This is a genomic window from Epibacterium ulvae, from assembly GCF_900102795.1.
In the GTDB taxonomy this organism is placed as follows: Bacteria; Pseudomonadota; Alphaproteobacteria; order Rhodobacterales; family Rhodobacteraceae; genus Epibacterium; species Epibacterium ulvae.
On sequence record NZ_FMWG01000009.1, the window covers coordinates 1 to 20,406 of the forward strand.

Annotated in this window: 19 protein-coding genes, 1 tRNA gene and 1 pseudogene; 12 read left to right on the forward strand and 9 right to left on the reverse strand. The window is 50.8% G+C overall.

Going from position 1 to position 20,406, the window contains the following annotated elements:
- Positions 1 to 477 precede the first annotated feature (477 nt).
- The gene (locus tag BLP79_RS20290; RefSeq protein ID WP_408607958.1) at positions 478 to 582 is read left to right on the forward strand and encodes a RidA family protein; all 105 of its coding nucleotides are present in this window, start codon (positions 478 to 480) and stop codon (positions 580 to 582) included.
- 53 nt (positions 583 to 635) lie between these two features.
- Here the strand turns inward: BLP79_RS20290 and BLP79_RS13770 are convergent.
- Positions 636 to 1,040 (reverse strand): annotated as a pseudogene (locus tag BLP79_RS13770) (nitroreductase family protein); the annotation flags it as partial.
- Positions 1,041 to 1,199: 159 nt separating this feature from the next.
- Positions 1,200 to 2,108, reverse strand: coding sequence for an MBL fold metallo-hydrolase (locus BLP79_RS13775; protein ID WP_090219879.1), 909 nt, complete (start codon positions 2,106 to 2,108; stop codon positions 1,200 to 1,202).
- 153 nt (positions 2,109 to 2,261) lie between these two features.
- On the opposite strand from BLP79_RS13775, the gene BLP79_RS13780 reads away from it, so the two are divergent.
- Entirely contained in the window at positions 2,262 to 3,143 is an 882-nt protein-coding gene (locus BLP79_RS13780; protein WP_090219880.1) for a LysR family transcriptional regulator, read from the forward strand.
- A gap of 471 nt (positions 3,144 to 3,614) precedes the next feature.
- A tRNA-Phe gene (locus BLP79_RS13785) sits at positions 3,615 to 3,689 on the forward strand.
- A gap of 63 nt (positions 3,690 to 3,752) precedes the next feature.
- Here BLP79_RS13785 and BLP79_RS13790 read toward each other — a convergent pair.
- On the reverse strand, positions 3,753 to 4,145 hold the full coding sequence (locus BLP79_RS13790; RefSeq protein WP_090219882.1) for a hypothetical protein: 393 nt from the start codon (positions 4,143 to 4,145) through the stop codon (positions 3,753 to 3,755).
- Positions 4,146 to 4,507: 362 nt separating this feature from the next.
- Here BLP79_RS13790 and BLP79_RS13795 point away from each other — a divergent pair, with 362 nt between their 5' ends.
- From BLP79_RS13795 to deoD, 9 genes are all read left to right on the forward strand, one after another.
- Positions 4,508 to 5,170 (forward strand): peroxiredoxin-like family protein, encoded by a 663-nt coding sequence (locus BLP79_RS13795; protein WP_090220133.1) that lies wholly within the window; start codon positions 4,508 to 4,510, stop codon positions 5,168 to 5,170.
- Between the two features lie 119 nt (positions 5,171 to 5,289).
- Positions 5,290 to 6,168: a peroxiredoxin family protein gene (locus tag BLP79_RS13800; protein WP_090219884.1), complete on the forward strand. Its 879-nt coding sequence runs from the start codon at positions 5,290 to 5,292 to the stop codon at positions 6,166 to 6,168.
- A gap of 509 nt (positions 6,169 to 6,677) precedes the next feature.
- The gene (infA, locus tag BLP79_RS13805) at positions 6,678 to 6,896 is read left to right on the forward strand and encodes a translation initiation factor IF-1 (RefSeq protein ID WP_005978431.1); all 219 of its coding nucleotides are present in this window, start codon (positions 6,678 to 6,680) and stop codon (positions 6,894 to 6,896) included.
- Between the two features lie 135 nt (positions 6,897 to 7,031).
- Positions 7,032 to 7,613, forward strand: coding sequence for a Maf family protein (locus BLP79_RS13810; RefSeq protein ID WP_090219886.1), 582 nt, complete (start codon positions 7,032 to 7,034; stop codon positions 7,611 to 7,613).
- Positions 7,610 to 8,632: a ribonuclease E/G gene (locus tag BLP79_RS13815; protein ID WP_090219888.1), complete on the forward strand. Its 1,023-nt coding sequence runs from the start codon at positions 7,610 to 7,612 to the stop codon at positions 8,630 to 8,632. Before BLP79_RS13810 ends, BLP79_RS13815 begins: the two co-directional genes overlap by 4 nt.
- Before the next feature lie 555 nt (positions 8,633 to 9,187).
- On the forward strand, positions 9,188 to 9,595 hold the full coding sequence (locus BLP79_RS13820; protein ID WP_090219890.1) for a rhodanese-like domain-containing protein: 408 nt from the start codon (positions 9,188 to 9,190) through the stop codon (positions 9,593 to 9,595).
- 254 nt (positions 9,596 to 9,849) lie between these two features.
- Complete coding sequence (locus BLP79_RS20020; RefSeq protein ID WP_332835867.1) at positions 9,850 to 11,427, forward strand: methyl-accepting chemotaxis protein; 1,578 nt, start codon at positions 9,850 to 9,852, stop codon at positions 11,425 to 11,427.
- 736 nt (positions 11,428 to 12,163) lie between these two features.
- Positions 12,164 to 12,481 carry an H-NS histone family protein gene (locus BLP79_RS13830; protein WP_090219894.1) on the forward strand — a complete coding sequence of 106 codons (318 nt, stop codon included), beginning with the start codon at positions 12,164 to 12,166 and terminating at the stop codon, positions 12,479 to 12,481.
- A gap of 21 nt (positions 12,482 to 12,502) precedes the next feature.
- Complete coding sequence (deoD, locus tag BLP79_RS13835; protein WP_090219895.1) at positions 12,503 to 13,207, forward strand: purine-nucleoside phosphorylase; 705 nt, start codon at positions 12,503 to 12,505, stop codon at positions 13,205 to 13,207.
- Between the two features lie 47 nt (positions 13,208 to 13,254).
- On the opposite strand, the gene BLP79_RS13840 is transcribed toward deoD, so the two are convergent.
- The 6 genes from BLP79_RS13840 to BLP79_RS13870 all read right to left on the reverse strand — a co-directional run bounded on the left by BLP79_RS13840 (position 13,255) and on the right by BLP79_RS13870 (position 20,137).
- Entirely contained in the window at positions 13,255 to 14,124 is an 870-nt protein-coding gene (locus BLP79_RS13840) for an urea carboxylase-associated family protein (protein WP_090219897.1), read from the reverse strand.
- A gap of 57 nt (positions 14,125 to 14,181) precedes the next feature.
- Positions 14,182 to 15,351, reverse strand: coding sequence for a type III PLP-dependent enzyme (locus BLP79_RS13845; protein ID WP_232716557.1), 1,170 nt, complete (start codon positions 15,349 to 15,351; stop codon positions 14,182 to 14,184).
- A gap of 584 nt (positions 15,352 to 15,935) precedes the next feature.
- Entirely contained in the window at positions 15,936 to 16,892 is a 957-nt protein-coding gene (locus tag BLP79_RS13855) for a DMT family transporter (protein ID WP_090219903.1), read from the reverse strand.
- Between the two features lie 157 nt (positions 16,893 to 17,049).
- Positions 17,050 to 18,153, reverse strand: a complete 1,104-nt coding sequence (gene leuB, locus BLP79_RS13860; protein WP_090219905.1) for a 3-isopropylmalate dehydrogenase — start codon at positions 18,151 to 18,153, stop codon at positions 17,050 to 17,052.
- A gap of 122 nt (positions 18,154 to 18,275) precedes the next feature.
- Entirely contained in the window at positions 18,276 to 19,307 is a 1,032-nt protein-coding gene (locus tag BLP79_RS13865; RefSeq protein ID WP_090219907.1) for an endonuclease/exonuclease/phosphatase family protein, read from the reverse strand.
- On the reverse strand, positions 19,304 to 20,137 hold the full coding sequence (locus BLP79_RS13870) for a hypothetical protein (protein ID WP_090219908.1): 834 nt from the start codon (positions 20,135 to 20,137) through the stop codon (positions 19,304 to 19,306). The genes BLP79_RS13865 and BLP79_RS13870 overlap by 4 nt, the downstream gene beginning before the upstream one ends.
- Positions 20,138 to 20,406 lie beyond the last annotated feature (269 nt).

Genomic DNA, 20,406 nt, shown 5'->3' on the forward strand with positions numbered 1-20,406 from the left:
GCAAGCCGCATTCTTCGGGAGAGAAGATGGGGCGCGTCTTGGATGGTTTGTTGGGTGGTTAAGACAGTATTGCTCTGAGCTTTGCGGTCGTGAGGGCGTTTCCTACAAATGCTGAAAAGACTTCATGGAAGCTGACAAGCGGCGTTTATACAGATCACGGTAGTCAGTGTTGTTCTCGTAACTATCAGAAGCTTCTGCGCGAGCATTGCTTCCGGGTATCGACGAGTGGAGCAAGGGATTGCTACAGTAACAACGCGATGGAAACGTGCTTCAAAACCATCAAGGTTGAGCTGCTGGGGCAACGGTTCTGGCGAATGCGCCGCGGCGCCGAAATAGCCATCTTCGAATGCGTCAATGGTTCTGAAACCCATGATGTAGACCAAGGTTGGAAGAGGCCCTTGGCGTTCGAAAGAGTCGCGTGAGCAACCGAAGTCTTCCAAAAATCACATCATTCACTGCCAGCTCTACATTCGGGATATGCAGTACTTCGAAGCGATCAATAGCATATACGATGACTGGATTGCCTCCAATTCGGTTCCGTCACGGGCGTGTATTGTAGCACAATTGCCCAAGGCGACATAAACCTGCCGCGCATTCCAATTGTCTAATGCTGCAGCTTCTTTTCTTTTGACGCTCTGTATCACCATGTCTCGCAAGGGTTGGATCGTCTCAGAGGGCAAGTTACGTTCAGCTTGCAGCATATCAACATGGTGAGATACATCTTCTGCCGATGTCAGCGTTCGACGAGCGAGAACAACGAACAACGCACAGTCTTCAATTTTAGGTTTATTCGCCGGAACCAGAGCTCCAAGAGATCTTCGAATGCCCGGATCGTCAACAACAACAAATTTCCATGGCTGTAATCCATAGGATGAAGGCGCGAGGCGCAACGTTGCCAAAAGAGCGTCGCGGTCCTGTTGGGCAAGAGTTCGAGTGCCATCAAACGCCTTTGTCGCGTATCTCCATTTCATTCCATTGACGACTGTATCTGCACTTATTTTTGCTATGCTTTCAAAACTTTCTTCTTTCTCATATTCCATGCTCTGGCCGTGCGCACAGTGATCGGTATCAGGCCGCTTGAAGTGCACAGAAGAGACTTCTCCTTAGCGACCCAGATATGCGAGGGCGCTTGAACATCGGAAAACACTCAAGAAAAAGCTCTGCTGCGTTGTAGTGTAAGGCCTCTTCGAAAACAGAGATCAAAGAGGTTGAAAACGAAAGCCAGAACCATCGCGCTCTACGCGGCCTAAACCTGGCTTTGTGACATGCGCCGCACCCATGATCAGCCCATCGGTGGCAATCATATCTAGCATAGACACCCGCGTCGCCACAGCCTGCTCTCCATCAACGTCCAGCGCCCATCCGTAGTTGGGATTGGCGAAATGAACATCTTCGTGAACCGTCAGATCCCCGACCACGACAAACTGTTCACGACCACCGTCAAGGACAATGGCTGTATGACCAGGAGTGTGACCCGGTGCAGGCAGGACACTCACGCCATCGCCTAGATCAGCCGCCCCACCATGTAGGGATACGTTGTTTTTGATCACATTCGATAGGGATTGAACATTCGCCACCATCGGCCGCATTCCTTCTGGTGCCGTCTCCGCAAAGCCCGCGGCATTCCAAAAGTTCCATTCAGTGGCCGCAATGTGAATGCGGGCGTTTGGAAATGCGATACGATCACCGATAGCCAAACCACCAATGTGATCTGGATGCATGTGCGTAATCACAATATCAGTTACCTCTTCGGCCGAAATACCCGTTGAGGAGAGATCCTCCGGCAGTTTGCTCGCCGTTGGGAAGGCATGAGTGATAAAGTCGCTGGTGCCTGCACCTGCATCAAACAAAAAGGTGCGGCTTTCAGCTCGATATGCATAGGTGTTTGCGGCAATACGTGCAGGATCTCCGATCTGCGCCTGCAGGCTTTTAGGCGCGCCCAGAAACAAGCTGGCGGGCATATCAAAGTAACCGTCGGAGAGAGCGAAAAGTTGCTTTTGACCAATTGTTATACTCTTGGAAGCAATCGCCGGTGACGACAAAGCAAGCGCCGTCCCAGCCAGTGATGTCCCAAGAAAATGGCGTCTGTTCATTTGTGGCATCATCATTTTGAATGTTCCCTCTCAGAGAGCGTTTACAGCTAAAGTTTCTAGGTTTTGGTTGGCTGGATGTACTTGCCGTCCACTGCTACGTCGAAATGTTGCTCATAAGATCATTGGCGGGTAGTCTTCCAAAGGGTCTAACCATTATTCGAAATATGAATGTCTGATAACTTCTCTACACTTCGTTTGTTTTCGCGGGTCGCGCGCACCGGCAACTTTACCGCTGCAGGAAAGGAAACCGGCAAATCTCAGCCATCAGTCTCCCGGATCATATCCAACCTTGAGAAAGACCTCGGAGTCCAGCTATTCGTGCGCTCCACTCACGCCGTTCGGCTAACCGAGGCTGGTGAAGAATATCTCACGCGTATCGAGCCGATTCTCTCCGACATTGAAGAAGCTAATCATTTTGTGCGCGGCACCGGCGAATTGCGCGGTCGTCTAAGAGTCGGGGCCTCTGCAAGTTTCGCGCAACGCGAAATCATACCGACCCTGCCACCATTTCTGGAGCGCCACCCGAAACTCAAGGTGGATCTTATTCTAACAGATTCGATGCAGGACCTGATCGATGAAGCCATTGATGTCGCCATCCGATTTGGACCTCTTGAGGACTCAACAATGGTCGCTCGCAAGCTGGGCACAACACCTAGGCTGGTTGTAGCAGCGCCGTCTTACCTAGAAAAAGCGGGTATCCCAAAGCAACCCACTGATTTGGTAGATTTCCAGGTTATCCTGGGCCCGTCAAGCATTGGAAAGGCAGGCTGGAGCTTTGAAAAGGACGGAAAGGTCCAATCCATTCGCGTCGAAAGCCAGTTGATGATTTCCGTCAATGAAAGCACAACGACTGCGGCCATCGCCGGTTTGGGTGTTGTCAGCACGGCTTATTGGAGCTGCAGAAAGGAGCTGGAAGCAGGAACACTCGTGCAATTGCTACCGGATTGGACAATAGGTACTGTTGATGTGCACGCCTTACTTGCGGGAGGACGCAATACCAAACCTTCAGCCCGCGCCTTCACCAAACATTTGCAAGAAGCCTTGGCTTAAACCCGAAAAGGGAATGCAGTGTCTCTTCCCCGGGCTGTCCTGTTTAAAGCCACCAACTGGCTGATCTAAAAAGCCCCAAAGCAGCCAACCACGTCATGTTCCTTACAGGTCGCATGTTCGCGGCAACGGTTTTCTAGGGATGCGATGCTGTCTCCTTCACGAACCCGCTTACGCAGAATACGTACGCCACGTTCGTTCTTTCAGGTTAACACTCGCCTGATATTCAACCCAAGACGCACCACCGCAGGCACATCAGCAAAGATGGATAGGATCGTCTGGAAATGGATAAGCACGCGCAACCAAAATAGATGTAACAAAGCCCGTCAGACCCTGAAGATGTAAAGAAAACACTGGATGTATTGGAAAATTCACCTTTCACCAAACAAAACCAAAAAACTTTTCAAAAGTCTCTGGACACTCTCCTCCAGTCAGCATAGAAGGCCCTCACCCAAGGCAAACAGCCTTCCCGATGCCCGGGTAGCTCAGGGGTAGAGCAGTGGATTGAAAATCCTCGTGTCGGTGGTTCGATTCCGCCCCCGGGCACCATTACAGAATTAACCTGTAGAAATTTCATGTAGAGCATCGAATAGAAACGAAAAATAAGCGGTTCTAGCCCCCTTTTTTTCTCGTGTACTTGATGGGGCCGGTGAAGGCCAGTTTCAGCACCAAACGGCGGGCTTGTACTGTGCCGCCATCCCATAGTTTCCAAGGGTTTGAGAGGAAATTCAGGGCTGGTTCTAGTTTTTCTTCGATGCTCCCTTTGGGCTCGGCCTGCTTTGCCAGTGTTTCGACCAAAAGCGCTTTCTGACGTTCAAGCGTTTCAGCCTTTGATTCATAGTGGCGAATGATGGTGTCGTTGGAGACCGACATGATCCGGTCGAGAACGCTTTCGATTTCTACTTCGAGACGTTTGATGTCGCGCTTTCCAGAAGTAACGATCTCTTTGGCTTGGGCGCGACGGGCCTCCCAGACGTGCTGGAACATGGCTTTGGCGAGGCTCATGAGGCCCTGTGGCCTTAAACTCTGGATGATGTTGCTTCCGTTTCGACATCTTCGATCTCCTTCGTTGTGAAGATCAGCAGACAACAAATCGTAGCTTACGTCAGTGTCCGGTTTTCCGGGGGTAGCTCAATCTGGCAATCGTATTGATTAACGAGAGCCTGCCAGACCATCGGTTCAAGGTTTTTGTTGTGCAGATTGAATTTTCACTGATTTACGCGATACGAATTCATTCGTTTTATGGATAACAGTAACGCAATTATGCCGTCTACATGGCAAATTTCAAATGATTTAAATTACAAGCAGGCGGCATGAAAACAGCCTACAGCCAGCCGAAAAACACAACTTGAGAAATGGAAAACGATATGACCCTACAGGACCAACTTGACGGCTTTAAAGCTCAATTCAAAAAAATGGCCCCCGAAGGCGCTTTTGAAACGTTTGCTCGTTCGACCCAAGAACTAATCGACAGCGGACAGGCTGAACGTGCTCTGAAAGCAGGTGATACCGTGCCGGACTTCGTACTGACAGATTCGGATCGCAACGAGGTTGCTCTGAAAGATCTGCTTGCCAAAGGCCCTGTCATTATGACCTTCTATCGCGGCGTCTGGTGCCCGTATTGCAACATCGAGCTGAAAGCACTTGAAGCAGTTGCGGACGACATCCGGGCGCGTGGTGCCACACTGGTTGCTATCTCAATGCAAGGCGCGGCAGACAGTGAGAAATCTCAGAAGGATAATGAGCTTAGCTTCCCAATCCTGACGGACAAAAACGGCGAGCTGGCGAATAAGCTCGGCATTCGCTGGGCGCTGCAAGATTACGTTGTTCCGTTTCATGATGGCTTTGGCGTGCACCTACCAGCCATTCATGGTGATGGAGAATGGAATCTACCGATGCCCGCACGCTACATCGTCGATACGAATGGCAATATTGCGTATGCCGAAGTGAACCCTGACTACACGCGCCGTCCTGAACCTGCGGATCTGTTCCCTGTTCTCGACAGTCTGACGGCGACTGCGACTGCTTAGTTGGGTTGCGCGCCTCGCAACGTGGGGCGCGCACATTAACCAATCCCAAAATACCTGCGTGAACACTGGCGAACGGGCCTAGGCAGGTAATTCAATTCGACCTTGAAAGGACCGATAAGATGAAGGGTAAACTCATCCTCCCGTATATCATGTCGAACATGTTGTCAGGCGTCGGCTCGGCCGTCATGTTCTATCTGTCAGGCTTTGACCCGATCTGGATCGGGGCGTTCTTTGCGACGTTCACCATGCCGTTTTTCCTGATGGTCTTGGCCGGTGCTCTGGGAATTTCCCGTACTTCCAAGAATCTTCCTGTCATCCAGCTCATCAACTTGGCCGCTGTGGTGTGGGCGGTCTACCAAATAAATGCACGCGGCGGCTTCACGGTTACCAGCGAGTACGTGGCCATCGGGGTGGCGTTGTACGGTGCTATCACCATTCAATGGTACATTCGCGTTTTCTCGAATTATGGCCGCGAGCCAAGCGCCGCGATCGAGAATGGTAAGGGCCTGCCGGAACTGTCGCTGCAACGTCTGGACGGGACGAACACGACGTCAGCGTCTTTCGCAGGCGAAAAGACACTACTCGTGTTTTTCCGCGCAAACTGGTGCCCATTCTGCATGAACCAGCTGAAAGAGGTGAAGGAAAAGGCGGATCAATTGGCCAAAGCTGGGGTGAAAGTTAAGTTCATCTCTAATCAGGGCGTTAAGAATTCCACCAAACTTGCCAAGGATCTAGATCTGCCTGCGCATTTTGAGATCCTCCAGGACAACAATCTGGCCGCAGCCAAAGCTCTGGGGATCGACGATATCGGTGGTGCACCGTCGGGTATGCCGGGTTATCCCGTCGATACGGTCAAAGCAACTGTCATCGGTCTTGATGAAGAAGGCAAAGTTATCTTTGGCGATGAGACTGACAATTACCGTATGCGTCCTCATCCCGAGACCTTCCTGCATGTCTTTGAACCGCATGGTAGCGTTCGCGCCTTCTCAGCTGCGTAGTATTGTTGAACATCAAGAACCAGTACCGCGCTTCCCGGCGCGGTACTTTAATTCTTCTGAAGGTATGCGTTTGGGAAAATACGTATGCTAAGTGATCAGACTTATCTTGGGTTTGTTTCGGTCTCTTGTAAGCGCTGATTGCCATGAAAATGACGAGATATGGTAGCGACGCACATTCTACTAGTATCAGCTTTGAAGTTCAGGAATTTGAAGCAGAAAACAGCGAAAGAGGCAAGATGACAGGGGCTCGCACTGAAGCCTGGTCCTCAATAACCTGCGGCTAAACTCACGCGATACTTGCAATAGCGAGGTGTGAGGGGACAGTTTGGATAATATTGTCATTCAGACGTAAGTATATTGATTGATCCGCTCCCAATCGCTGTCGCGGGATTCGAATTCTATGCATCTAAACAGTATCACGCCGGATTCGCCCTTGAAAAAAGGGTCAAAACCCCCCATTTAAGCGCACAGCTCGCAGTAGGTTGCGAGCGTTACACATAGGAGAGACCATGGCCAAGGAAGATACGCTCGAATTTCCCGGTGTCGTGAAGGAACTTCTGCCAAATGCGACGTTTCGGGTCGAGCTGGAAAACGGCCATGAGATCATCGCACATACGGCAGGTAAGATGCGCAAAAACCGCATCCGTGTTCTGGCTGGCGACAAAGTGCAGGTTGAGATGACCCCATATGACCTGACCAAAGGCCGGATTAACTACCGCTTTAAATAAGTGAAGGTTGATCTGTAGTTCAAAGCCCGGCTTTTGCCGGGCTTTTGTTTTGCTCATCACAAAAGATTAAAGATGCTCTTTCGCCACGTGCATGAACCTCGTATGACCTCAGTATAGCAGGCTAAGGAACCAGATATGGCATTCATTCTTGGATCAGGCAGTCCCCGCCGATTGGATCTGTTGGCACAGCTTGGTATTGTGCCTGCAGACGTCAGGCCGCCGGATATCGATGAAACGCCGCTCAGGAATGAACTGCCTCGTCCCTATTGTATGCGCGTGACCCGCGCCAAAGTAGAAGCTGTTCCAGCCCAAGATGATGACACCGTGCTTTGCGCCGATACCACAGTTGCGTTGGGGCGTAGGATCCTTGGTAAACCCCGTGATGCCGGGCAGGCTGCCGAATACTTGCTTGCCCTGTCTGGACGTCGTCATCAGGTCATTACTGCTGTCGCTATTCGTCGCGGTGCACATGTCTGGACCAAAGACGTCGTCAGCCAGGTCAAAATGAAACGCTTGTCAGATGAAGAATTAAACTCTTATCTCGCAACAAATGACTGGCAGGGCAAAGCTGGCGCCTATGCAATCCAAGGCCCAGCAGGAGCATTTATACCTTGGATCAGCGGATCCTTTACGGGCATCGTTGGCCTTCCACTGGCCGAAACAGCAAACCTCCTAAAAGCCGCTGGCTATCCGATCATGAAAGAAGAGACCGTATGAAGGGCCGTAGCATCATATTAGATCACCTTAATGACCGCGAAGCTGCGGCTCTTTTGGTAGATGGTAAGCTTGAAGATTTTTTGATCGATAGTGATGCCCCACGCCCTGGCACAGTTTACCGCGCTCGGTCAGAGCGCCCGGTAAAAGGACAAGGTGGTATGTTTTTGACCACGTCGGACGGACCTGCCTTTTTACGGCAAGTCAAAGGTCTGGCGCCCGGTCAGCAGCTGCTCGTGCAGGTGACGGGCTTTGCAGAGCCAGGAAAAGCGATTCCTGTTACGCAAAAGCTTCTGTTCAAAAGCCGGTATGCAATCGTGACGCCTGATGCGCCCGGGTTAAATATTTCGCGTAGCATTCGCGATGAAGATGAACGTGATCGTCTCTTGGAAATCGCCAATGAAATCATGGGTGAACTTGAATATGGGCTGATTTTGCGTTCTGCCTGTGTTGGAGCGGAAACCGATGATATCGCTGAGGATGTTGAAGCCATGCTCGGTGTCGCAAATCAGGTGCTCAATGACCATGGCACGGAACTAGAAGTTCTCGCCGAAGGTGATGGCCCCCATCTTTTGGCGTGGCGGGATTGGGTTGAACCAGCAGATATCGAAAGCGAAGCTGGTGGTTTTGAACGCTTGGGTGTGCTTGATGCCTTAGATGTGGCCGCAGGAATTAAAGAGCCTTTGGGCAGTGGCGCTTATCTATATATTGAACCCACACGCGCCTTGGTCGCTGTTGATGTTAACACGGGTTCAGATACATCTATGGCTGCCGGAGTGAAGGCGAATATGGCTTGCGCAAAAGCGCTTCCGCGCGCACTCCGCGTCCGTGGGCTTGGCGGACAGATTGTTCTTGATCTTGCTCCGATGCCTAAAAAGGACCGACGCGCCTTTGAAACCAGTCTGCGGGCGGCATTTCGTGCGGATAGTGAAGAGACTGTTCTGGTTGGATGGACAAATCTTGGCCACTTTGAATTGCAACGAAAACGCGGTCGTGTTGAACTGCGTGATGTTTTACGCTGACTCATCCAATCTGCGCGGACGAAACACAATAAGCCTCTCGCCTTTTCCACACATCGTTTGTGCGACAAGTAGTTTTCGCCGTGTTAAATCTACCGACAGGGGATACCTGAATCCATTCGGGCGCAGGACTTTCTGATAATTGTGAGAGCATGATCGCAACCTGTGATCCGTCTGGAGGATGTTGTCTCTGGGCTGTGATCGGAGCGCAATGACTGTGGTTCCCCCTGATTTTCAAACCTTGTTTCATTCGGCGGTTCCAGCATTGTCCGGCGATGCATTTCGTTGAGATGCTACACAAGGGGCCCAAAAAAGCCTTTTGATAGCATTTATGTCCGCTATTCTCTCTCTCGTTCAGCTTCTAATCAACGAGGCAGAGATCTAATGATGTACGAGTAATTTATGTTAGATGTCCGTTTTTAAACCATAATTTGAGTGAAAAATGACACTTAAAATTACGCGGAGTTTTCATATTTACCGAGCGTCTCTTTAACGCATATTTAACGCAGAAATCAGATCACCTGATTAGCAATTCAATCAACTCAAGTGGATTTTTTGATGAAAACCGTTTTCACTCTTGCTGCCTCGACCCTATTCGTTGCTTCCGCTGCTGTGGCTGAGGTTTCGCCAGAAACTGTTTCCGGCGCTGCAACTGTTGCCGTTGAAGCCGCTGCTGACCTGTTCAGTGAGGGCGCGAAATTTGTAGACGTTCGCAAAGATGCGGATATCGCAGAAACAGGTCGTATTCGCGGAGCAATTCACCTGAATTCTGATACTGAACTGACTGAAACTGCGCTAGCTGCACATGTGGGTCAAACTGATCCCGTTGTTTTTTACTGTAACGGCCATTCCTGCATGCGTTCTTCACAAGCCTCTGAAATGGCTGTGTCTTGGGGGTATACCAACGTGAAATATTTCCGTGATGGTTTCCCTGCTTGGTATGCTGCCGGTTTGCCAACTGAATAACGACAAATTTAATTTCACCCTGTGCTCATACGCTTTTGGAAAGATAATTTGAAATGACCAAGTCGGAAACGCCACGCGCGTTCAGCGGGATGTCTCTGTTTGTGAAATGCATGCTGTTGACGGTATTTTGTTCTCTCTCACTTGCTTTGATTCTCACATTGTCAAGCGAGTATGCGCAGAAAACGACAGTTGAGCATGGGGTGAAAAGTCTGGGCAGAACCATGACCGTTGAGGTCGCGTCAACGAGTGGTGGAATGATACGTTTTGCCAATATCGACCCTTTGATTGAACGGTTTGATGGCGTTCTCGCGCGTACTGAACAGCGTGCCACCTATGGTGTTGCTCTCAATAATGACGGTGACGTTTTAGTAGAAGTAGGGCAGGCTTCACCCGCGGATCAGGCCTATCTTCGCAATGCAGCCATAAAAGCTTTTGAAAGCGGCGAACTGCAGCTTTCAGAAGATGGTCGATTTGCCACTGCTCCCTCCATGGTGGGAGTGGATGGTAGTAACATTGTTGGCTCCGTTGGTTTTATTTGGACGCCTGATGTGGATTTAGCTCTGCTGAAGAGACAGCGTCTCATGGCTTTGGTCCTGGCAACTGTGGCGTTTATAGGCTTGGCCGGTCTTACCGCTCTTGCGTTGCATCGTATCATGGGGATCCCGCTTAAATCGATTGACACGTCGATCACTGAAATTGCGGACGGTGACTATAGCCATTCGGATGCCTATACTGCCCGGGGAGATGATATTGGTCGTATTTCGCGCCATCTTGAACAGCTGAAAAGCCAGCTGAAGAAAGGGCGTGAAGCAGAAGCGGCCCGTATCGCGACACAGGACGAGCAAAAGGCAGTTGTGGTGAAATTGGCAGACCACCTGCATGGGCTTGCCGAGGGGAATTTGAACAAAACCATCAAGACACCCTTTCCTGACAGTTATGAGCAACTGCGCCTGAATTTCAATGAAATGGTGACGCAAATGCGCACAATTATCAGTACAGCTGCGGACAATTCTGCAAGCATTCAGGAAGGTGCTAAAAACATCAGCCAATCCTCGGATGAGTTGTCTCAACGTACTGAAAGCCAAGCTGCGACGTTGGAACAGACTGCGGCTGCGTTGGATGAGTTGACAGCCAGTGTGCGTTCTGCTGCAGACGGAGCGCGTAGTGTCGAGAAAATCGTCAGCGAAGCCCGAGACGAAGCCCACAATAGTGGTGAGGTCGTTCAAAACGCTGTGACAGCTATGACTGAGATCGAGCAAAGTTCCAGCCATATTTCTCAGATTATCAGCGTCATTGATGATATCGCTTTTCAGACCAATCTACTGGCGTTGAACGCAGGAGTTGAGGCCGCGCGTGCGGGGGAAGCGGGGCGAGGGTTCGCTGTGGTTGCATCCGAGGTTCGGGCGTTGGCTCAGCGGTCTTCTGACGCGGCAATGGAAATCAAAACACTGATCGGCTCCAGCTCGCAACAGGTTGAACGGGGTGTTGATCTTGTTGGTAAAGCTGGAGGTGCGCTGAATTCCATCGTGGAGCGTGTCGGGCATATCTCGTCCCTGATCAGCGAGATCGCGGAAGGAGCGGCTGAGCAATCAACTGGCCTCGCTGAGATCAACACCGGCATGATCCAATTGGATAAGGTCACCCAACAGAATGCTGCAATGGTAGAAGAGGCGACTGCGGCTAGTCATATGTTGGAATCTGATGCTGGCAAGCTTGGTCAGCTGGTGCGTCACTTCAATGTGGGAACCGCTGTTCCATCGCAATTGCCGATCACGCGTGGTGCCAAATCTGTGCCCTCGGCACCTATGATAGCCAAAGTGGTCAATGGATGATAGCTGGCACGATGTATGAGTTATAGCCTCAACATAAAATCGTGCCAGTCAGCCAAACCTCAAAGAAGGTAAGACATTTCTGATAAGTTAAGCTTTTTGGAGGTGGTCACGTTGACAGAAGATCGAGGTGATTTCAAAACTGGAGCATAGCGATAAAAGGGACAACCCGTTCTATATCTGATGGCGCTCATGGGATGGCACAGACGTACGTGCCGTTGCCCTGAAAGGTGGCAGGTCTCTTGCCCCTTTGCCTTGATACCTGTCGCATCTCTTAAGAGATGTAAAGTGAGCCTGTCACGGTTTGATGTTGTTCCAGTCGCTCGTTTCTCCCGCATGCGCCCGAACCTTCCAACCTGTTGGCCATCGTAAGCTCATTTTTATAGCTGAGTTTCAACTGTTTCATCAGGATCTTTTTATTTACGAGGCAATTCTACTTTTAGGTATCTGAAATTGCGCGTGGATTAACTAAGTTTTCGTTCTAATTTTACATTATCAAAGGCTTTAAGGGAGTATTTGCTTTGCAGTTTTTCATTATCCATTGTTGATGCTTTTGCAAAAATGCAGAGGATGTGAGGTAAAATAAATAGGGGACAGGATAAGTGGCTTCCACATTTCGGCGTATAAATGCCGGTATTGTTGAAAGAGAGAATTAACCTATTTTATTACGTGCATCCTCTTAATTTTTGCCTCATAGACAAGGGGAGTGAAATATCAGTTTGTGTGTATGGGAAGAAATATGTCCATCAATTTGTCGAACCTCTCCAGAATGGAACTTTTAAAACTTCGGGAAGATGTTGAAGCTGCTCTCGAAGCCGCTGAAATTCGCGAAAGAAATGAAGCGCTGAAAGCTGCGCAAGATGCAGCCGCTCAGTTTGGGTTCTCGTTAGATGAAATTACCCAAATTTCCCAAAGTCTTCAGAAAAAAGCGAAATCTAAACCCAAGTATCGTAATCCAACCAATCCAGAGGAAACTTGGAGTGGACGTGGACGTAAGCCACAGTGGGTTCATGAAGCGCTTACAGCAGGTGCAGATATTTCAGATTTAGAAATTTAATTTCTGTGTGGTAGGTGTCTTATGACAATCCATATCGGTGCTAAGCCCGGAGAAATTGCTGAAACAGTTCTTTTACCTGGTGATCCATATCGGGCAAAGTGGGCAGCTGAAACGTTTCTAGACAATGTTTCACTGGTCAATGATGTCCGTGGTATGCTGGGTTATACTGGAACTTGGAATGGTAACGCTGTTACGATCCAAGGGAGCGGTATGGGAATGCCGTCACTGTCGATCTATGCAAATGAGCTGATCAAAGATTTTGGCGCTAGAACGCTTATCCGTATTGGGTCATGCGGTGGTATGCAGGCACATGTAAACGTGCGCGATATTATCCTGGCGATGACTGCAACCACTGTTGGATCACCATCGCAGAGCATTTTCAAAGAGGTGAATTTTGCCCCCTGTGCGAATTGGGGGCTGCTGCAGGCAGCCGCAAAGGCCTCTCAGTCTATAGATGTGACGACACATGTTGGCGGTATTTATTCGTCAGATACATTTTATGCGGAACGCCCGGATCTGGATGAGCAGATGGTGCGTCACGGGATACTTGGCGTCGAGATGGAAGCCGCTGAACTCTACACGCTTGCGGCGCGCTATGGGTGTCGCTCTCTGGCGGTGCTAACGGTTTCAGACCACTTGCAAACAGGTGAGGCACTGCCCTCCGACCAGCGCGAAAGAAGCTTTGGTGATATGGTTGAGATTGCCTTGAAAGCGGCGTTCGCTTGATTGAGCTAACGCCGCGTTGTCATTAAAAGGCCCCGTTTAGGGGCCTTTTATCTACCATGGCTGCGGTCATATGCGTTGCGAGGTGGGTTGCACCAATCTTTTAACGCCTCTTGAGATGGAGCAAAGATTTCAACCAACAAAGGGTAGCAGGCTGCGACATCGCTGGAATGTTCGCTTGAACAATCGCCTCCGGGGCAGGCGCTAAGGGCGCCAAGCAGGTCGATTTCCGCAAAGAATTCCAGATAATCCCCGACACGGACAGGGCTGGCTTTCATGAAGTATTGGCCCGTATCACGCGTAAATCCTGTACACATAAAGACATTTAAAACATCGTGTACATGTGGCTCTGCATCAAAGAGCGGCACGCCCAAATGATCGGCCAAAGCGCGAGTCAGATTAGAGTGGCAGCAATGATGGTATTGAGACCCCGCCAGAAGATTACCCGTATATGGATCACATCTGGTGCCAATGACATCATGCACGGATCCCCCGTATTCATCGATGCCATACCAATTTAACGTATCATCTACGATGGTCGCCATGGGTCGAAGGTGTGGAAGACTGCTCCACAGGCGCTCACCAGTTGTTACATGGGTGCCATGCAGTGCACGCGTCTTTCCTGAGAAAAACCGCTCGCTCAAATCCTGAGCGTTCCAGAGGTTGAGATCTCCAACCTGAGGGCCTTCGACAGATGTAATACGAAAAAAATGGCCTGCAGGCACAGTAAAGCTTGCTGCATCTCGGGCCGGGACAATGACCTCTGCTGTTTTTTTGGCACCGTTACGCAGACTGCGGTAAAACTTTAAATTAGGTTTGGGCAGGGCCTCATTGGGATAGCAGATCACTGGCGCAACAGAGCGGCGGACAGCGGCGTCAGCCGGTTCTATCGCCGTATTGCTTTGTTCTTTTGGACACATGGACGATGGCCTCCTTTTTTGTCTAAGGAAACCGATGCTTGTGCTGATAGCAAGATTTTAGATGACTATCACGTCAAGTGGTGGGAACCCATTGAAACCAACTGATGCATAAGTAGACGTATATGCGCCGCATGCATGAATTACGATGCGATCGCCGCCTGTTAACCCTAAGGGCAATTGATAGGGGTGTCGTTCATAGAGAACATCGGCACTGTCGCAGGAAGGCCCAGCCAGCACACAAGGCCCCATTGGTTCATGGTCGCGTTCTGTTGTGATCGGATAACGGATCGCTTCTCCCATGGTTTCCGCGAGACCGGAAAACATCCCAATATCAAGATAGACCCAACGATACAGATCTTCGTTGTGTTTGCGCGATGTCAACAAAACTTCAGCTGCGATCGCTCCGGCTTCTGCAACAAGACCACGGCCAGGTTCCGCCATGATGTCTGGAACATCTGGGAACCGGCTGTGTACATGTTCCATCACAGCACGTGCATAGGGTTCTGCATCTGCGTTGTGATTTGCATAGCTTGCCGGAAAACCACCCCCAATATTTAACAGACGAAGCCCAAAACCTTCGGATTTTGCCTGATGCCAGACATCGGCGACTTGGTCTAATGTTTCACACCACATCGCAGGGTCGCGCGTTTGCGAGCCCACATGAAAGGAAAGCCCTTCGATCTGCAGGCCAAGCGTTTTCGCTTTGTGCATCAATGACAGTGCCATTTCAGGTGCGCACCCAAATTTGCGGCTGAGCGGCCAATCGGCACCGGTCGACAGGCCAAGTAAACGCAGACACACATTTGCACCGGGCGCATGTGTTGCGATTTTTTCCAGCTCTTCGTCTGCGTCTGCAGCAAAATGTTTGATGCCAATTTCATGGGCAAAAGCAATGTCTGCAGGGCGTTTGATCGTATTGCCAAAAGAAATCCGAGCAACGCAGGCTCCGGCGGCAAGACAGGCCTCAATTTCAGATCGGCTGGCCGCATCAAAACCACAACCAGCCTTTGCAAGCACTTCTAGGATTTCTGGTGCGGGATTGGCCTTCACAGCGTAGTGAATACGGGCTTTGCCCAAACCTCGGGCGAGTGCCCGATATCGCGCAACAACAGCATTCTTATCGACCACCAAGGTTGGGCGGTCGAATTTTGTCTGAGAGATATATGAAAGGTGACGAGGTAAAGTTTCAGGGGCGGTCTGCCCTGCAGCATCTGCTGTCATGGTCATCTCCAAAAGACCCGGCCATATATGACCGCTCAGTTCCATCAGAGACGTTACCGTCGCTACGTAACCTTAGGGGAGTAAGCCCTTTCGACAGAGGCGCGTGCGTTGGCGTCTTGCGCGCGGTATCAGTCAATCCAGTCCACAAATCAAGCGATTTTTTGCAAAGTGAATATCGCTGACCAAGGAATGCTAATTTTTATCGGCGCCGTTAGTTGAAAAGGGGTTCGGTATTACGCCCACGTTTCTAACGCGAGGGCGCGCGCAAACAGTCTTTTGGTGGATCCATACCGGATTTGGTTGCGCCACAATAAAGGCAGCTCCATTGACCTTTTGATCGGTTTTGTCGCCAGCGGCAATTCCGGGTGAGTGTGGTTGAGGTGTGCTTCCACCACAGATAGGCTAAAACGCCAAACAATAAGAGTAAAAGTAAGAGAGGCATATAATTGCCTATGCCTCTCGAATTTGGATCTCAACCCTTTTTACGACGAAAGGGAGTTTAACGGAGCCATCTTGCAAAACCCGTCGTTTGCGATTGAGGATTATTGATAGGCCTCCTTTGGGAGGCATCATGTCCTCGGCGTTATGTATTAAGATTCTAAGTTTTTTTGCTGTTTGCGTCGCAGCGCAAGAGAGATGCTGAAGCTTCCCGGAGAGAGACCACGTGATCGGCTGCGCAAAACAGGGGTGTGTTCTGAGCGATTGCCAAACGCTTCACGTGCAATGATGAAGAGGCCGCTGAACACAATGATCGCTGATCCCAATAAGGTGTAGAGATCTACGATTTCGCCAAACAGAATGTAGCCAAAGCCCATCGCCCACAAAATCTGGGAATATTGCATAGGCGCGACAAAAGCCGCTTCGCCAACCGTATAGGCGTAGACCATCATCAAGGTGGCAGCGAACCCAAAGAAAGCCACGATACCGATACCGCCCAAATGGATCAGTTGCATGGGCTCATAGACAAAGATCAAGGCAACCCCGCTCAGAACAACGTTAAGCAACAGCGGATACAGCATCAGGACCACGTGGCGTTCTTCACGCCCGATCTTGCGCACGGTAATAGACTGTAACGCGTTAGACAGTGCGGCGGCTATTCCGAAAAAATGCCCCCAGGACAAAGGGCTTGAGCCGGGGCGTACAACAACCAAGACACCACATAATCCAATTGCGACCGCGATGAGCCGTGGCGCACCAACCTTCTCTTTAAGGACGGGAATTGAGAGCAAGGTGATCAAGAGTGGCGTCGCAAACAACAAGGCGTAAGCCTGTGCCAGAGGCAGCAAGATGAACGCAAAGAAGGCACAAGCCGGAGAGATCATCGCACAGATGGATCGCAATGTGACCCACCAGGGATGAACTGGACGTAGATTCCCCGGTGTTGGATCCTGAACCATCATCATCGTCAACAATGGAAAGGACATGAGACTGCTGAAGAAGATGATTTGGAGAGGGGAGAAGGCCTCACCAAGATATTTGACCACGACGTCGTGTGAGGAGAATAAACCAAACGCCAAGAGGGCAATGAATGCTGCTTTGATATTCATGGGGTATACCTTTGCGGGGGAAGAGAGGTGCCCGCGTTAGCGCTAGCCATAGAATAAAGATGAATTTGGTCAAGTGGCAAAAAAAAGCCCCGCGCTTTCAGGCGAGGCTTTTACAATAAATTCACATAGCACGCTGCCGAATTAGGCAAACACCTGCTTAGAGGCTTGCGTTCAATGCAGCGACAATCGCGTCGCCCATTTCGCTGGTGCTCACAGGGCTGACACCTTCACTTGCCAAAAGATCTGCGGTGCGCACACCATCTGCCAGAACTTTTTCGACAGCTGCTTCCAAACGGTCAGCTTCCGCACCTAGATCAAAGCTGTAGCGTAGAGCCATTGCAAAGCTCAGGACGCAGGCAATTGGGTTTGCTTTGCCTTGACCAGTGATATCTGGTGCGGAACCGTGTACGGGTTCGTATAGCGCTTTCGGGCGGCCGTTTTCCATTGGGGCTCCCAAAGATGCAGAGGGCAGCATGCCCAAAGATCCGGTTAGCATCGCGGCGCAGTCAGACAGAATGTCGCCAAACAGGTTGTCTGTCAGGATGACATCAAACTGTTTCGGGGCGCGCACCAGCTGCATTGCGCCGTTGTCTGCATACATGTGAGACAGTTCAACTTCTGGATAGTCCGCTGCGACACGGGTCACAACTTCGCGCCATAGGATACCAGATTCCATGACGTTAGCCTTCTCCATCGAGCAGACTTTCTTGCCACGGCGCATCGCAAGTTCAAAGGCCGAGCGTGCCGCGCGTTCAATCTCGCTTTCGGTGTAGCGCTGGGTGTTGATGCCAACACGTTCGTTGCCTTCTTCAAAGATACCGCGTGGCTCGCCAAAATACACGCCAGAGGTCAGTTCGCGCACGATCATGATGTCCAGACCTGCGACGATATCTTTTTTCAAAGAGGAGAAATCCGCCAGTGCATCAAAACACTGCGCTGGGCGCAGGTTGGAGTACAGATCCATCTCTTTCCGCAGGCGCAACAGGCCACGTTCTGGTTTTACAGAGAAATCAAGATCATCATATTTTGGGCCGCCAACTGCGCCCAAAAGCACGGCATCAGCCTCTTGGGCTTTGGCCATGGTTTCATCCGCCAGAGGCACGCCGTGTTTGTCATAGGCAGCACCGCCCACCAGATCTTCGCTGACATCAAACGAGATGTCGCGCTTTTCACCGAACCAGCCGATGATCTTGCGAACCTCGGTCATGACTTCAGGGCCAATCCCGTCGCCGGGCAGAATCAGAATGGAGGGGTTAGGCATGCGGTGTCTCCTAAAAAACGGTCGCGCTTGGCCTATCCTTCTGGGCAAGCGGGGTCAATAACGGCAGTACCATTCGATGCGCAGAAGCCCCGAAGTATTGCAATTTTTCGAAATAAATCGAGTCATTCGGGTAAGCTTATGTCTGCCCAGACCAGACGGTGACGGCTTGCCAGAATAGCAGGGTGATCTGCAGTCTCAGGCCAAAGGACACCGGCATCATAAGCCGTTAGGTCTGTACCGGGTAGGATGTAGTCGACTCGCATCTGTCCGATATGGGGCCAGTCTACGGTGTTTATGTCCTGCAGGTTAGGCAGATCTTGAAGTTGGGGGTGGGTAAGCAGGCGTTTGATTGCCTCCCGCTTGCCTTCACCTTGGTTCGGGTCCAAGTTGGCGCCCCCTAAAACAACAACAGGTGCATCGGGCAGGGGACCAAACTGCCCTGAGAGCATGTATTCGATCAGGCGAAGTTCGTCCTGATTGCGCAGGCCGTTGCGATCTTCTGGACCATCAAAAACAGGTGGCCCCGCTTGAAAAGTAAGAAGTGTGAAAGATGTATCCTTTGTCAGATGAACGGAGATTGCCCAATGATTGGTCGAGGACAATCGCTGCACGTTCAACGCGTCTTGGCTAAGGAAAGCGTGACCGTCAGGCGTCAGAGGCAGGTCTGCGGATGGGAGGTCTTTCCACAAAAGCGCGGTCAAATCGAGAACGGGCGGCACCGTTAAGGGAAACTTTGAGAGAAGCGCGATGCCACGCGCACCAGTAAATTCCCCGAAGCTTTGCGCATCTTTCAGATTGTTTTGTTCCCCGTCTCCATCCAGATCGATGTGAGTTGCTAAGCCGCTGTTGGGTCGCGCGCTGTAGCTGTATTGTAGCGAAAGACCCTTTGAGGTGAGTAAGCTTTGAAACGCGCCTAACGCTTTAAGCCCATGATCCCAATCAAACCCTTGTAGAACAAGGATATCTGGCCGTGTGTCCACGATTACAGCCGCAACGGCGAGTAGCTGAGGATCAGTGCCTTTTTGAATATCCCGAAGAAGAAGCCCGGGGCCTTTGCGGGAAAGCTCTGTATTAAATGTCGCAATGCGAAAAGTTTCTGCGCCACAAAAGGATGCCGTGCAGATCAATAAGACTGTGAGGCAGAGCGCTCTCATGTGGTTTGAAGCGTTTCAGAACTATCGTAGACGCGTTTTCTTTGTTTGGCGATCAGATCAGCAACACGCAGCAAGGCAAGGCCGCGCATGGTTATCGAAGCCGATGCACAAGCCCAGAACGCAATAAGCCATGTCTGGGTCAGTGGGGTGGTCAAAAGGTGCAAGTCAAATAGATGACCAGCAAGTTTGATACAGCCCGGTAGCGCGAAGGGCAGCAAAAGCCCGGCAGACAGGCTGATGCGCGCATCCCGACTAAGCCGCTGAACGACATCACCGCCAGTTGTCGGGTCAAACAAGGGCAGATTGGTCCACACGTTAAATGCGCCTTGGCCAACAGGCCAATTGTATATGCGAATGGCTCCCCCAAAAAGAACCACGGTGAGCAAAGAGATCGCATAAGCAAGTCCAGCAGAATTGCGAATGTCGATCACCGTTTCAAAGGGCGTCGTGCTTGGCAGCATCAACATCATGAGCTGGACAGGCGAATATGCAAAATCCAAAGCTGTACCAAGCTTGTAGCTCACCCCGTGGATAATAGTGGTGAGACTGTTTGGTGCCAGATCATGGCGCGCCAGGACGCTGACAAAGAATACCGTAAACAGAGCAGAGAGAAAGCGCATCCGGTTTAAGGGCGGTGCGTCGCGGAATTGTATCAGGCTCGGAAAATGAGAGGCGTATTCTGCAAAAACGAGGATCCCCCCCAAGAGGGCAACAAATACCACCGCTTCAACAGTATGGGATGTGGATTGATGCAGAATCAAAGAAGGCATTGCGATCAGCAATGTCACAAAGACTGCGCGCAGGGCTGCGCCTGTAAGCCGCGTAAACACGTGTCCTGTACCTCAAAGTGGGCAGGCGATCCTTTGAGGGATCGCATCCTGTCCATACTGCTAATGCTCTCATGTCGGGGCAAATTGGTTTGCCTCAATTTTGCCCTATTTCAGCATGTATAGGCGCGAGGTCTCAAGATTAGATGAACGATTTTGAAGAATTGTTGCCTGCTCGTGGACAATGTGATGCTGGAATGCACCATCTTTTGTGCTTGATCTCTGCCGGTGAAAGGCGTGAACCCGCACGTATTCCGAGTAGGCTTTTGACA

Coding starts and splice junctions, on each gene's coding strand:
- BLP79_RS20290 (WP_408607958.1), top strand. CDS start 478: ATGCAGTACTTCGAAGCGATCAATAGCATATACGATGACTGGATTGCC.
- BLP79_RS13775 (WP_090219879.1), bottom strand. CDS start 2,108: ATGATGATGCCACAAATGAACAGACGCCATTTTCTTGGGACATCACTG.
- BLP79_RS13780 (WP_090219880.1), top strand. CDS start 2,262: ATGTCTGATAACTTCTCTACACTTCGTTTGTTTTCGCGGGTCGCGCGC.
- BLP79_RS13790 (WP_090219882.1), bottom strand. CDS start 4,145: ATGAGCCTCGCCAAAGCCATGTTCCAGCACGTCTGGGAGGCCCGTCGC.
- BLP79_RS13795 (WP_090220133.1), top strand. CDS start 4,508: ATGACCCTACAGGACCAACTTGACGGCTTTAAAGCTCAATTCAAAAAA.
- BLP79_RS13800 (WP_090219884.1), top strand. CDS start 5,290: ATGAAGGGTAAACTCATCCTCCCGTATATCATGTCGAACATGTTGTCA.
- infA (WP_005978431.1), top strand. CDS start 6,678: ATGGCCAAGGAAGATACGCTCGAATTTCCCGGTGTCGTGAAGGAACTT.
- BLP79_RS13810 (WP_090219886.1), top strand. CDS start 7,032: ATGGCATTCATTCTTGGATCAGGCAGTCCCCGCCGATTGGATCTGTTG.
- BLP79_RS13815 (WP_090219888.1), top strand. CDS start 7,610: ATGAAGGGCCGTAGCATCATATTAGATCACCTTAATGACCGCGAAGCT.
- BLP79_RS13820 (WP_090219890.1), top strand. CDS start 9,188: ATGAAAACCGTTTTCACTCTTGCTGCCTCGACCCTATTCGTTGCTTCC.
- BLP79_RS20020 (WP_332835867.1), top strand. CDS start 9,850: ATGATACGTTTTGCCAATATCGACCCTTTGATTGAACGGTTTGATGGC.
- BLP79_RS13830 (WP_090219894.1), top strand. CDS start 12,164: ATGTCCATCAATTTGTCGAACCTCTCCAGAATGGAACTTTTAAAACTT.
- deoD (WP_090219895.1), top strand. CDS start 12,503: ATGACAATCCATATCGGTGCTAAGCCCGGAGAAATTGCTGAAACAGTT.
- BLP79_RS13840 (WP_090219897.1), bottom strand. CDS start 14,124: ATGTGTCCAAAAGAACAAAGCAATACGGCGATAGAACCGGCTGACGCC.
- BLP79_RS13845 (WP_232716557.1), bottom strand. CDS start 15,351: ATGACCATGACAGCAGATGCTGCAGGGCAGACCGCCCCTGAAACTTTA.
- BLP79_RS13855 (WP_090219903.1), bottom strand. CDS start 16,892: ATGAATATCAAAGCAGCATTCATTGCCCTCTTGGCGTTTGGTTTATTC.
- leuB (WP_090219905.1), bottom strand. CDS start 18,153: ATGCCTAACCCCTCCATTCTGATTCTGCCCGGCGACGGGATTGGCCCT.
- BLP79_RS13865 (WP_090219907.1), bottom strand. CDS start 19,307: ATGAGAGCGCTCTGCCTCACAGTCTTATTGATCTGCACGGCATCCTTT.